This is a genomic window from Flavisolibacter nicotianae (genome assembly GCF_003628535.1).
GTDB lineage: Bacteria > Bacteroidota > Bacteroidia > Chitinophagales > Chitinophagaceae > Flavisolibacter > Flavisolibacter nicotianae.
Map to the genome: position 1 here is coordinate 138,511 of NZ_RBCI01000004.1, position 12,790 is coordinate 151,300.

Annotated in this window: 8 protein-coding genes; 5 read left to right on the forward strand and 3 right to left on the reverse strand. The window is 49.8% G+C overall.

What is annotated here, in order from left to right; translation table 11 throughout:
- Window positions 1-133: 133 nt before the first annotated feature.
- From pyk to D6024_RS12425, 3 genes are all read right to left on the reverse strand, one after another.
- The gene (gene pyk, locus D6024_RS12415; RefSeq protein ID WP_121354954.1) at window positions 134-1,624 is read right to left on the reverse strand and encodes a pyruvate kinase; all 1,491 of its coding nucleotides are present in this window, start codon (window positions 1,622-1,624) and stop codon (window positions 134-136) included.
- Window positions 1,625-1,791: 167 nt separating this feature from the next.
- Window positions 1,792-2,775 (reverse strand): 6-phosphofructokinase, encoded by a 984-nt coding sequence (pfkA, locus tag D6024_RS12420; RefSeq protein ID WP_121354955.1) that lies wholly within the window; start codon window positions 2,773-2,775, stop codon window positions 1,792-1,794.
- 690 nt (window positions 2,776-3,465) lie between these two features.
- Window positions 3,466-4,824, reverse strand: coding sequence for a pyridoxal-phosphate dependent enzyme (locus D6024_RS12425; protein WP_121354956.1), 1,359 nt, complete (start codon window positions 4,822-4,824; stop codon window positions 3,466-3,468).
- A 138-nt stretch (window positions 4,825-4,962) separates the two neighbouring features.
- Here D6024_RS12425 and hutU point away from each other — a divergent pair, with 138 nt between their 5' ends.
- The 5 genes from hutU to D6024_RS12450 all read left to right on the forward strand — a co-directional run bounded on the left by hutU (window position 4,963) and on the right by D6024_RS12450 (window position 12,785).
- Window positions 4,963-6,660 (forward strand): urocanate hydratase, encoded by a 1,698-nt coding sequence (gene hutU, locus D6024_RS12430; protein WP_121354957.1) that lies wholly within the window; start codon window positions 4,963-4,965, stop codon window positions 6,658-6,660.
- A 223-nt stretch (window positions 6,661-6,883) separates the two neighbouring features.
- The gene (locus D6024_RS12435; protein WP_162944734.1) at window positions 6,884-7,822 is read left to right on the forward strand and encodes a hypothetical protein; all 939 of its coding nucleotides are present in this window, start codon (window positions 6,884-6,886) and stop codon (window positions 7,820-7,822) included.
- Window positions 7,823-8,062: 240 nt separating this feature from the next.
- On the forward strand, window positions 8,063-10,291 hold the full coding sequence (locus tag D6024_RS12440) for a bifunctional alpha,alpha-trehalose-phosphate synthase (UDP-forming)/trehalose-phosphatase (protein WP_121355356.1): 2,229 nt from the start codon (window positions 8,063-8,065) through the stop codon (window positions 10,289-10,291).
- Between the two features lie 100 nt (window positions 10,292-10,391).
- On the forward strand, window positions 10,392-11,633 hold the full coding sequence (gene hutI / locus D6024_RS12445) for an imidazolonepropionase (protein ID WP_121354959.1): 1,242 nt from the start codon (window positions 10,392-10,394) through the stop codon (window positions 11,631-11,633).
- Window positions 11,634-11,729: 96 nt separating this feature from the next.
- Entirely contained in the window at window positions 11,730-12,785 is a 1,056-nt protein-coding gene (locus D6024_RS12450) for a formimidoylglutamase (RefSeq protein ID WP_121354960.1), read from the forward strand.
- Window positions 12,786-12,790 lie beyond the last annotated feature (5 nt).

A 12,790-nucleotide genomic window follows, 5' to 3' on the forward strand; every position in this document is an offset into this window, starting at 1 on the left:
GAACCGAAAAACAGGTAAGGGTGGAACGGCAACTTTCGGAAAAATGCATACAGAAGACCGCTTGATCTTAATTGAAAAACCTCCCAGAAAGGGAGGTTTTTCAATTTTATATGTGGCGAAAGACATTCCGGCCTTATTCAACCTTGGTAACCTTGATCACGTTTGTGGGAAGGTGCAGCGCCACCGGCGTGCTACCTGTATTGACAACCACATGACCGGGTTTCAAAAAGCCGCGTTCTTTCAGGATGTTGATCTGGTCGAAAATGATATCGTCCAAACCTTCTTCTTCGTCGTAGAAAAAAGCCCGCACGCCCCAGCTTAGGCTCAACTGGTTCACCAATGATTTTTCCTTGGTGAAAATATATAGTGGCGCTTTCGGACGGTAGCTGCTCAGGATAAATCCTGTGTAACCGCTTTGGGTCATCCCGATCAGCGCATCGGCCTGCACATCGTCGGCCAGCTTACAGGCATTGTAACAAATGGCGTCACTCAAAAGGGAAGGCGAGTGCGGTTGCGGCGTCAACACTTCTTCCAGGTTGTAACGGTATTCGGTGCGTTCTACTTCCATGATGATCTTGCGCATCGTTTCCACGACCAGCTTGGGGTTTTGTCCCGTCGCTGTTTCACCACTCAGCATCACGGCGTCGGTGCCTTCCAGAACGGCATTGGCAACGTCGGTGATTTCGCTCCGGTTGGGTTTGTTGCGATCGATCATGCTTTCCATCATCTGTGTTGCCACGATCACCGGCTTGGCACGGTGAAGACATTTGCGGATGATGTTACGCTGGATCAGCGGAATTTGTTCAACCGGCAGTTCCACGCCCAAATCGCCACGAGCAATCATGATTCCATCACTTTCCACGATGATGTCGCGGATATTGGTCAATGCCTCGGGCTTTTCGATTTTGGCAATGATCTTTGTTTTACTTTCTTTTTCTTTCAGCTTCTGCCGCAGGATGACGAGATCATTTACATTTCTGACAAAGGACAGTGCCACCCAGTCGAGCTGCTGGTCAATGATAAACTCAAGATCGGCGTAGTCTTTTTCTGTCAGGGCCGGGAGGGAAATTTTTGTATCCGGCAGGTTGATTCCTTTTTTAGACGTGATCTTACCGCCCAAATACACTTCTACCTGGACGTCGTTATTCGGCAGTACCTGTTTAACGATCACTTCAATTTTTCCGTCATCGATCATGATTTTGTTGCCGATGCGGACATCTTCGTGCAGGTTGGGGTAGGATACATAAATACGCTCCATCGTTCCCACCAGCTTTTCGTTGGTGAAGGTCAGGATGTCGCCTCTTTTAACATCGAGGCCGCCTTCCTGGATCTCACCTACGCGAAGTTTGGGTCCCTGCAGGTCGCCGAGGATGGCAATGTTATACGGTTCGGTGTTGTTGATCTGGCGGATGTGTTCGATGATTCGCTTTTTGTCTTCGTGTGCGCCGTGCGAAAAATTCAGACGAAAAACGTTGACACCACATTTCACCAGTTCCAGTAATTGGTCGTAGGTGTCGCAGGCCGGACCTACCGTAGCAACGATTTTGGTGCGATGGTGTGTGTGTTCAATTCCTGCAGATTTGTCCATCTGCTTGTGCAAATACTTATCAATACTGTTGCTCATAGTTTTCCCTGTCACCCCGAAGGATAGGCGGTTTTTAGTTATTGAAATTCGGTTTGCCGGTGTCCGTTGACGTTCGATTTGCATTCATCGGCGCCGGAAGTCAATGTGCGAAAGAACTGCTGAAAGGTAGAAAGTTTCTGCCGTTTGTATGTTTCCCATCAAAAAAATCAGCTTGCCAGGATCTTCACGATCTTCATCCATTCCGGACTGATCTTTCCTTTCTTTTTGTGCACCTGCTCCAGCGGAATATAGTTCATCCGGTTGTTGGTAATGCCCACAAACACATTGTGCCGGCCGTGAATGAGGCTTTCCACTGCATGGTAACCCATCCGGCTCGCAATCAGCCTGTCAAGACAGGTTGGTGCACCGCCGCGCTGAATATGTCCGAGGATGGCAACCCTTGTTTCGATATTGGGCAGCCTTTCCTTGATCACTTTGGCCACTTCGTTGGCACCGCCAAATTCATCACCTTCCGCCACCACGATCAGGTTCACCAGTTTTTTTCGGCGCTCTTTTTCCTGCAGCGACTGAACAACGGCTTCGATATCAGTTTTTTGTTCCGGGATTAAAATATTTTCGGCACCACAGGCGATGCCGCTGTGCAGGGCAATATAGCCGGCGTCGCGACCCATCACCTCGATGATGAAAAGACGGTCATGCGCATCGGCCGTATCGCGGATCTTGTCGATTGCTTCCACGGCTGTATTGACGGCCGTATCGAAACCAATGGTAAAATCGGTGCCGGCAATGTCTTTATCAATGGTACCGGCCAGGCCGATACAGGGAATGTCGTATTCCGCGCTAAACTCCACGGCACCACGGAACGAGCCGTCGCCACCGATAATGACCAAGCCGTCGATGCCGCGGCCTTTCAAAACTTGGTAGGCCCGGTCTCTTCCTTCAGGCGTTCTGAATTCTTTGCAACGGGCCGTTTTCAGAATAGTACCGCCACGCTGGATAATGTTGGCAACCGAGCGGTTTTCCATGCGGAAGATATCGTCTTCGAGCAAACCCTGGTAGCCGCGCATGATCCCGAAGACTTCCAATCCATGATAATTTCCTGTACGAACAACGGCACGAATGGCGGCGTTCATGCCCGGTGAATCACCACCGGAAGTTAGCACGCCAATCTTGCTTACTTTTTTTTCCATTTGTCTTTGTTGGTTATTCTAAGAAAGACCAAAAATAAGGGTTTGAGCCTTAGTGTATAATGTACATGACGGAAACGTATCGTGAACCGTTGACGAACACTTTCAGCGTCGCGAAGGTAATGCCGGGAAAAAGAATTCCGAAGGGAAGTTTTCAAAATTAAAATCCCTCCGTTTTTGCGAACAGAAGGATTTTTTGCAAAACAGGAATGGAGTGCAAGAAGGTGCGTAGGCAGGGTGATGTTTTTCGCAGGAACAGATTGAAAACGATGCTGGATAGAGACGGTTTTTCGACAGAAGCCTTAAAAGGCGAAGTTGATTGATAAGGTATTTCACCGCTGGTTTTTCGTAGGATCTGGAAAAAAATTACTGGACGGTTGGATATTGGATCGGTGATGTTTCAAAGATATTGGATCGTTCTTCTATCAATCAACTTCTGCAACAAAAGTAGTCCGCATTGTTGCTGCTGACAATGGCGGTTTTGCCCGTTCTTTTTTCTATGGTAAATACGCAACGGATGGGAACAGCGCTACAAACCACTTCGGCGTTTACGCATCAACCATTCGTAATTCTACGCAACAGGACTGCAGCCATGTAAGAAAAACAGGAGTTCCGTAAATCGGAACTCCTGTTGTATTGGCTTTTTGAATGACCGTTTTGGTAGCGGTTGCACAATCGGTTACCGAGAAGCTGCTATGCCAGCGCCTGGATAATGTCGTACTTGGTCACAATATGATAGTTGCCGCTATCGTCTTTTGCCAGCACGGCACCGTTTTCCTTGTTGATCAAGGTGCTCAGTTTTTCCACCGGTGTATCGAATGCCACGATGGGAAAATTCTTTTCCATGATCCTATCGATTCGCTCTGTTTTGATATCGGGATTGGTAAAGACTTTTTGAAACAACCCGCCTTCGCTGATCGAACCAATCATTTCGCCATCAGCCTTTACAACCGGTATGTGTTCAATATCGTATTTGCGCATCAGGTCAACAGCCTCAGACACCGATTGCGTCGACTCGACGGTGATCAACCGCTGGCGACCCCGTGAATTAATGACATCCTTGAAACATTTGACATCAAAGAAACCCCGCTCTGCCATCCATTGATCGTTGTACACTTTGGCCACATACCGGCTTCCGTGGTCGCAAAGCAACACGACAACCACGTCGTCTTTTTTCAGTTTGTCTTTCAGTTGGAACAATCCCTGTAGCACACTGCCGGAGCTGTATCCGCAAAACAGGCCTTCTTCTTTGGCCAGTTTGCGGGCCATCACCGCACCATCCTTGTCTGTCACCTGTTCAAAATAGTCGATGACACTCATGTCATAGTTCTTAGGTACGAAGTCTTCGCCAAAACCTTCCGAGATATAGGGCCGCACTTCGTTCATATCGATTTCGCCGGTACGGAAGTATTTTGTCAGCAAGGAGCCGACAACGTCAATCGCCCAGACCTGTATATCCTTGTTTTGTTCTTTCAGGTACTGCGCCGCCCCGGTAACTGTGCCGCCCGTTCCGGCCGTTGTCACAAAATGCGTTATGCGACCATCGGTCTGCTGCCAGAGTTCCGGACCCGTCGTTTCGTAGTGTGCCAGGCGGTTGGCCAAATTATCGTACTGGTTAAAGAAAAATGAATTGGGAATTTCGCGGCTAAGGCGGGCTGCAACAGAATAATAACTCCGCGGATCATCGGGCTCCACATTGGTTGGACAAACGATCACCTCCGCTCCAAGAGCCCGGAGGATGTCCACTTTTGATTGCGACTGTTTATCGGTAGTCGTAAAAATACAACGATAACCTTTCACCACTGCTGCCAGTGCCAGTCCCATTCCTGTATTACCGGATGTACATTCAATGATGGTACCGCCAGGTTTTAATTTGCCTTCCTGTTCGGCCACTTCTACCATCTTCAGTGCCATGCGGTCTTTGGTGGAGTTGCCGGGGTTGAAATATTCGACCTTTGCATAAACCTCGCACGGCAGATCTTTGACGATCTTGTTCAGCCGTATCAGCGGTGTGTTGCCGATTGTCTCGAGGATGTTGTTTTTTACGTCCATTGCAAGCGTTCTTTTTGCGGCAAAAGTAAGCGAGTTTGCCGTTAGCCTCCCGACGTTTAACAGCCCTGATTCGGGCAGGGGGCAAATTTGACCTGCATCATCGGTGAAACGGCTAAATTCGTTTCTCAATTGCCTGCTATGCTCCACACCACATCTGCGGCCTACGATGCCGTCAAGTATAAAACACCGACCGGCGCCACGCTGTCCTGCAAGGGCTGGATACAGGAAGCCGCCTTACGTATGCTGCTCAACAACATTGATCCTGCCGTTGCCGAAAAACCGGATGAACTGATTGTATATGGAGGACGTGGTAAAGCCGCCCGGAACTTCGACGCACTTGACAAAATACTGGCGGCATTGAAAATTCTCGAAAACGATGAATCACTGTTGATCCAGAGCGGGAAACCGGTGGCAATTTTTAAAACGCATCCCAATGCGCCGCGTATTCTCCTTTCCAATTCGCAACTGGTGCCGCAATGGGCCAACTGGCAGCATTTTGACGAGCTCGAGAAAAAAGGCCTGATGATGTATGGCCAAATGACCGCGGGTAGCTGGATCTACATTGGGTCGCAGGGCATTGTGCAGGGCACGTATGAAACCTATGCTGCGGTAGCAGACAAACATTTTGGCGGCAGCCTGAAAGGAACGCTGAATGTCACGGCCGGACTCGGGGGTATGGGCGGTGCACAACCGCTTGCCATTACGATGAACGGCGGCGTGGCGTTGATCGCCGAAGTGGAAGAATGGCGAATTGACAAACGGCTGCAAACAGCTTACCTCGACGAAAAGCAAACCGACATGGATGCGGCCATCGACAGGGCTTTGCTTGCCAAACAAAAAGGTGAAGCAGTATCCATTGGCGTTCGGTGCAATGCCGTTCACCTGCTGCAACGACTTGTCGACCGCAACATCGTTCCCGACACGCTGACCGACCAAACCTCGGCGCATGATCCCCTGACCGGTTACTGGCCACACCAGATCTCGTATGAGCAAGCCATCGTCCTTCGCGAGGAATCAAAAGAAAAATACCTTGACTATGCGTTCGACTCCATGTATCGCCATGTGGAGCTCATGCTCGAATTGCAAAAACGCGGCGCAATAACCTTCGACTATGGCAACAATATAAGAGCCCGTGCACAGGAGAGGGGATTGAAACATGCATTTGATTTTCCCGGCTTTGTACCGGCTTACATTCGTCCCCTATTTTGTGAAGGAAAGGGCCCATTCCGGTGGACGGCTCTCAGCGGCGACCCTGCCGACATTGCGGAGACTGATAAAACTGTTGCTGCGCTTTTCCCTGAAAATGCATCCCTGCACCGCTGGCTGAAACTGGCAAAAGAAAAAATTTCTTTCCAGGGACTGCCCGCACGCATTTGCTGGCTGGGCCAGGGCGAACGGGAAAAAGCCGGCCTTGCTTTTAACGAGTTGGTACGTACAGGACGGGTGAAGGCACCCATCGTGATTGGCCGCGATCACCTCGATACGGGTTCGGTCGCATCGCCTAACCGCGAAACCGAAGGCATGCTCGATGGAAGCGACGCCGTGGCCGACTGGCCGATCCTGAACGCTCTGCTGAATACGGCCGGAGGTGCAAGCTGGGTTAGCCTTCATCACGGCGGCGGCGTGGGCATGGGTTATAGTATCCATGCAGGAATGGTGATCGTGGCTGACGGTACCGCCGAAGCGGCGAAAAGATTGAGCAGGGTGTTGCGCAATGACCCCGGCCTCGGTGTTGTCCGTCATGCGGATGCCGGATACGAAACTGCAAAGGAAACAGCGGCCAGGCATGACCTCGTTCTTGAAACGATAATCCAGGAGAGGACCAATCTTATCTAAACAGTCTTATATAAAATAGCGTGAGGTATGGCGAACGTGGAATCATTCACAAGTGGCTTTCTGTAGTTAGTGCACACATACCGCTCTTTTTCAGGAAGTTTTCTGTTTGCCTTGCAGGTAACCTTATTTCATCTTATCATTGTCTGCAAATAAACTCCACAATTCATTAAACTATGAACGAGGCCGGTGGTCTATGGCCTATTCAAACCACTAAACCCACTCTATGAAAAAGAACGTTCGTCTATTGTCTATCGCCACATTGGCGCTTCTAACCGCATTTTCTTCGTGTAAAAAAGAAACCCAGGCCAGCAGCGATGACCAGGCCAGCACTGAAATGCAAACTCATTCCGATGACTACAATGATGTTTCGTCGAATGTGGATGAAGCCGACAACGAAGCGGTTGCTGCGATTGAAACATCGGCCTTTCTAAGCGGTAAAACAGCCGGTACAACGGGAATGGCCGGCGCCTGCGGTACCACCATTGTTGCCGATACCGTTTCTGTTCCGCGAACCGTTACCGTGACATTCAATGGCAACAATTGCGCAGGAACATTTTACCGGACCGGTTCAATTAAAATTTCAATTCCGGAAGGACTTCGCTGGCGCAATGCGGGTGCCGCCATTTCCATCAGTTTTCAAAGCCTGAAGCTGAAACGAATCAGCGACAACAAAACGATCACCATCAACGGTACACAAACCGTCACGAATGTGAGCGGCGGATTGCTGATCAACCTGCCCACCCTGCAAAGTATCGTACACACGATCACCAGCGACAACATGTCCATCTCCTTTGACGACAATACACAACGCACCTGGCATATTGCACGCAAGCGAACCTTTACCTTTAATAATGGTGTTGTTTTACGGATCAGCGGAACCGGTACAGTGGGAAGCGCTACCAACCTGGCCGAATGGGGCACCAACCGCCTCGGTCACACTTTTACCACTGCCATCCAGGAGCCGGTTACCTTCCGGCAGGATTGCAACGGCAGGCTGACCTCCGGGCAAATTAAACACGAAGGGTTTGGAACCTCCACCGTCACCTTCGGCCTCAATGCGAATGGGGAGCCGACCTCTTGCCCTGCGAGTGGAAGTTTTTACCTAAAGCTGGTTTGGACCGGTGCATCCGGCACGCCACGCACGGTGATCAAACCTTACTAAGATTATATTTCAATTAGAAAACCGCAGGCAAATCCTGCGGTTTTTTTATGAAAAATTGAAAAACGGGCGCCGATGCGGTAACAAAATTCATTTCAGTCACCTTTTACGAGCCTGTTTCGGTCAATGACCTGCAAAACGCTTCTTTATTGCTTTTTGAAAACAAGTTCCTCACCGACCGCCAGAGGAAAACCGTCCACGCTGGTCTAATTTTTGGACAAAAAAGGCAAACGATTTCCATTCATGAGCAGACTACTGGTCATATCGAACCGTTTGCCGTTTTCCATTGACAATACGGGAGATGAAGCCGTTGTGCGTCAAAGCTCCGGCGGCCTGGTCTCGGCCATCAAAAGTTATTTTGAAAAGGCCGATGTTCAGGATGAAGGGTTTTCAGAAAAACTCTGGATCGGATGCATGGATGGTACCGAAGAAGAATGGAATACGGTTGTGCAGCGAAGTCAAATGCCCCATGAATTTACCGTGGAACCGCTTTTTCCCGACAAAAAGGTTTATGATGATTATTACAATGGCTTTTCCAATTCAACGATCTGGCCGCTTTTCCATTATTTCCCTTCCCTTGTCCAGTTCCGGAAAGAACATTTTGATTCCTACCGCAGCATCAATCAGCTATTCGCTGAACGGATCATTGAAATATACCGTCCCGGCGATGTCATTTGGGTGCACGATTACCAGTTAATGCTGCTGCCGCAGCTTTTACGGGAGAAACTCCCCGATGCAAGCATTGGCTTTTTCCTGCACATTCCGTTTCCGTCGTATGAATTGTTTCGCCTGATTCCCACCAAATGGAAACGGGCAATTTTGAACGGTCTTTTGGGTGCCGACCTTGTGGGTTTCCACACGCATGATTATGTGCAGCATTTCATCCAGTCGTGCAAAATGATCTTGCGGGTGGAAAACCAGTTCACGAATATTTTATACAAAGGCCAGTTGATCAAGTGTGAGCTTTTCCCCATCGGGATCGATTATGCCAAATTCCGTAATGCCATCACCGATGACCTGACCGTTGCCGTTGCAACCAAACTGGAAGACCGGTTTTACAACCAAAAAATCCTTTTTTCCGTTGACAGGCTTGACTATACCAAGGGTCTGGAATACCGCCTCGACGGCTACGAGGAATTTTTGAATAAATATCCCTTCTGGAGGGAAAAGGTAGTTTTTATCCTCAATGTCGTTCCATCCAGGGATTTGATCCCGGCTTATATCGAACGGAAAAAAATGATCGAGGAAAAGGTCAGCACCATCAACGGCAAATTATCAAGCCTCCATTGGCAGCCAGTGATTTACCGGTACAACCATTTGCAGTTTGATGAACTTTGCGCACTTTACCAGGTAGCCGATGCAGCGCTCATTACGCCGCTTCGCGACGGCATGAACCTCGTCGCCAAAGAGTATGTGGCCAGTTGCATCGATAAAGGCGTGTTGATTTTAAGTGAACTGACCGGTGCGGCCAACGAACTGAGTGAAGCCTTGCTTGTCAACCCGACCGACACCGAAGAAGTGGCCGATGCCATCGACACGGCCCTGACCATGCACCTGATCGAGCAGCGATCCCGTCTTTCAAACATGCAGCGCCGGATTGCAGAATATGATGTACAAAAATGGATCAATGATTTTTTAACCAACCTGCAGGATATCAAGGCCCAGCAGGCAGCCATGAAAGCACACGTGATAAAAGAAGAAAACATCCGCAAAATCCACGAAGATTTCTTACAGGCAAAAAAGCGTTGTATCCTGCTGGACTACGACGGAACACTTTCGCCGATACAAAAACTGCCGGCGATGGCAACGCCTACGAACGACCTGCTGAATATGCTTCATGACCTGACAGACGACAGCCGGAACGAAGTGGTTGTGATCAGCGGAAGGGATGCGGAAACATTGGAGAAATGGCTGGGACACCTGCCGGTAATTCTTGTAGCGGAGCACGGTGCTGCCGTGCGGCTGAAAGGCGAAGACTGGAAAGAGCAGGCCACCATGTCGGCGGAATGGAAGGAGAGGATCCGACCCCTGATGGATTTATTTGTCAAGCGCTGCGCAGGCTCGTTTATCGAAGAGAAGAAAAGCACACTGGCCTGGCATTACCGGAACACCCATGCGGAACTTGGATTTAGCCGGTCGAGGGAGCTGCGTAACAGCCTGCTGCAGTTGACAGCCAATACACCGCTCCAGATCATTGACGGAAACAAGGTGCTGGAGGTTCGCATGATCGGCGTGGACAAAGGCGCTACCGCAATGAATATTTACAAATTGCTTCAGCCCGATTTTATCCTTTGCATCGGCGACGACACAACCGATGAAGACATGTTCCGTGCACTGAACGATAAAGGATATACCATCAAGGTGGGGAAAAGCAATACGGCCGCCGAATTTACCATTCTTTCGCAATCGGATGTCTTTCCCTTCCTGCGGAAAATTGCAGAGAATTCTGCTACAGGCGTTACAGCCCGGTAACGAAATACAGGCAGGCAGTTCGTGTAGCCAGCGAATGGAATTTGCGAAATGTTGTTAGTTTCGCCAGCGCTGCAAATTTCATTACCGCGGTTTCTCTACCATGGCTATTCTATTCACCAACATTAAACAACTTGTCGGCGTACGTGATTCCTGGCAACCGCTGCGTGGAAACCAGTTGGCGTATTTGCCGGTCATTGACAATGCCTACCTCGTTGTTGAAGGCGACTGCATCGCCGGTTACGGGCAAATGAATGAAATACCCCATGCCATAAACGATTTTCAGGAACACTATAATTGCGAAGGTCAACTGGTTCTGCCTTGCTGGTGCGACAGTCATACCCACCTTGTGTTTGCCGGTAGCCGGGAACAGGAGTTTGTGGACAAGATTAAAGGGATGAGTTACGCCGATATTGCCGCGAAAGGCGGCGGAATCCTGAATTCGGCTAAAAAGCTGGCCGACACCTCCGAGGACGATCTGTTTACGGCCGCTTTTGCCCGTTTAAAAGAAGTCATTGCCCTTGGCACAGGCGCCATTGAAATTAAAAGCGGTTACGGCCTGACGGTAGAGGGCGAACTGAAGATGCTGCGTGTGCTCAAGCGCTTGAAAGAAAAAGCAAACATTCCGGTCAAAGCAACTTTTTTAGGCGCCCATGCCATTCCGGCATCATACAGGGAAAACCGGGACGAATACATCCGCTTGCTCATCGAGGAAATGCTTCCGGCGATAGCGGCCGAAAAACTGGCGGACTATATCGACGTATTTTGCGAGGACGGATTTTTTTCGCCGGCCGAAATGGAAAAGATCTGCCGTGCAGGCAAAGCCTACGGTTTAAAGCCCAAATTGCACGTCAACCAGTTGAACAGTATTGGCGGTATCGAGGCCGGCCTGCGAAGCAGCGCACTGTCATTGGATCATCTCGAAACCCTGACGGAAGAAGAAATCCAACTGCTGTCTGCCTCGCCGGAAACCGTTTGCACGCTCTTGCCGTCGGCCGCGTTCTTTTTGCGCATGAACTACCAGCCGGCCCGCAAATTAATCGACGCCGGTTGCACGGTGGCCCTAGCCAGCGACTACAATCCCGGATCATCGCCTTCGGGTAACATGAATTTTGTCGTTTCGTTGAGCTGCACGCAAATGCGCATGCTGCCGGAAGAAGCCATCAACGCGGCGACACTCAACGGGGCCTATGCCATGGAACTCGGAGACCGGGTCGGGAGCATTTCCGTTGGCAAAAAAGCAAACCTGATCCTTACAAAACCGGTGCCCTCGCTTGCCTACCTTCCTTACGCTTTCGGCAGCAACCTGGTTGACAAAGTACTGGTGAATGGGGAATGGACTTAGGGCACAAAAAGGTTGTGCAATTCGTCTATACAACGGAAAAAATGCAGTAATTCGCGTACCGGATTCGTGTGGTCCGTGGCTAAATTACCTAGAAGGATGACTCTTACCCATTTCAAACGGTATACGAAAAGTGATGTTCTTTCACGTACCCAGGTCCGTCGTTTTGAAACGAAAATAGGAGAGCAGGTAACCGTTTTGCAGGAAGGCGATATTGTGCAGGCAGTGAAGAACCTCCAGGCGCAATACGTTGTGCTGGGCATACCCGAAGACATTGGGGTACAGGCCAATCACGGCGAGGCAGGCACCAGTACGGCATGGGCATCATTTCTGCAGGCCTTTCTCAACTGCCAGAGCAATGATTTTTTACGCGGTGAAGACATTGCCGTCATCGGGCATTTCGATTTCTCCGAGGTCCAACAGCTCATTGACCAGAATGCATCCAATACCGATGAAAAAATTGAAGCCTATCGCCACGCCGTTACCGCGATCGACGAAGAGGTGGAAAGCCTGGTGAAATTGCTGGTTGCGGAAGAAAAAACACCCATTGTTATTGGCGGGGGCCACAACAACGCATACCCTTTACTCAAAGGCGCTGCCAAAGGGCTGCATGCTGCCCAAATCATTCCTCTTCCGCAGATCAATGCGATCAACCTGGATGCCCATACAGATTACCGGCCTTCCGAGGGACGGCACAGCGGCAACGGTTTTCGCTACGCAGAAGAAGACGGTTTTTTGCAGAAATACTGTGCGATCGGTATTCATGAAAACTACCTGCCGCAGAATGTTTGGATTGACATTGTCAACAATCCTTTTCTGGATGTGATTACCTATGAAGACATTTTCATTCATGAGAAGCGAAACTTTCGGCAGGCCGTCACGCATGCGATCGAATTCACCAGCGATACCTATTGCGGGGTCGAACTCGATCTCGATTCCATTCAAAACGTATTAAGCAGTGCAAAGACCCCGGCCGGGCTGCAGTCATTGCATGCAAGGCAGTACATAAACCTGTGTGCGGCCCATACAAAGGCAGCCTATCTCCATATTTGTGAAGGAGCGACCCGCCTGGCGGATGGTTCGGCAGACGATATCACGGGAAAGCTGATCAGCTATCTCGTAACCGATTTCGTAAAAATGCACGGTGTGGACTAGGGATG

Bases quoted from the DNA above. Each gene is read 5' to 3' on its own strand.
- pyk (WP_121354954.1), bottom strand. From the start codon at position 1,624: ATGAGCAACAGTATTGATAAGTATTTGCACAAGCAGATGGACAAATCT.
- pfkA (WP_121354955.1), bottom strand. From the start codon at position 2,775: ATGGAAAAAAAAGTAAGCAAGATTGGCGTGCTAACTTCCGGTGGTGAT.
- D6024_RS12425 (WP_121354956.1), bottom strand. From the start codon at position 4,824: ATGGACGTAAAAAACAACATCCTCGAGACAATCGGCAACACACCGCTG.
- hutU (WP_121354957.1), top strand. From the start codon at position 4,963: ATGCTCCACACCACATCTGCGGCCTACGATGCCGTCAAGTATAAAACA.
- D6024_RS12435 (WP_162944734.1), top strand. From the start codon at position 6,884: ATGAAAAAGAACGTTCGTCTATTGTCTATCGCCACATTGGCGCTTCTA.
- D6024_RS12440 (WP_121355356.1), top strand. From the start codon at position 8,063: ATGAGCAGACTACTGGTCATATCGAACCGTTTGCCGTTTTCCATTGAC.
- hutI (WP_121354959.1), top strand. From the start codon at position 10,392: ATGGCTATTCTATTCACCAACATTAAACAACTTGTCGGCGTACGTGAT.
- D6024_RS12450 (WP_121354960.1), top strand. From the start codon at position 11,730: ATGACTCTTACCCATTTCAAACGGTATACGAAAAGTGATGTTCTTTCA.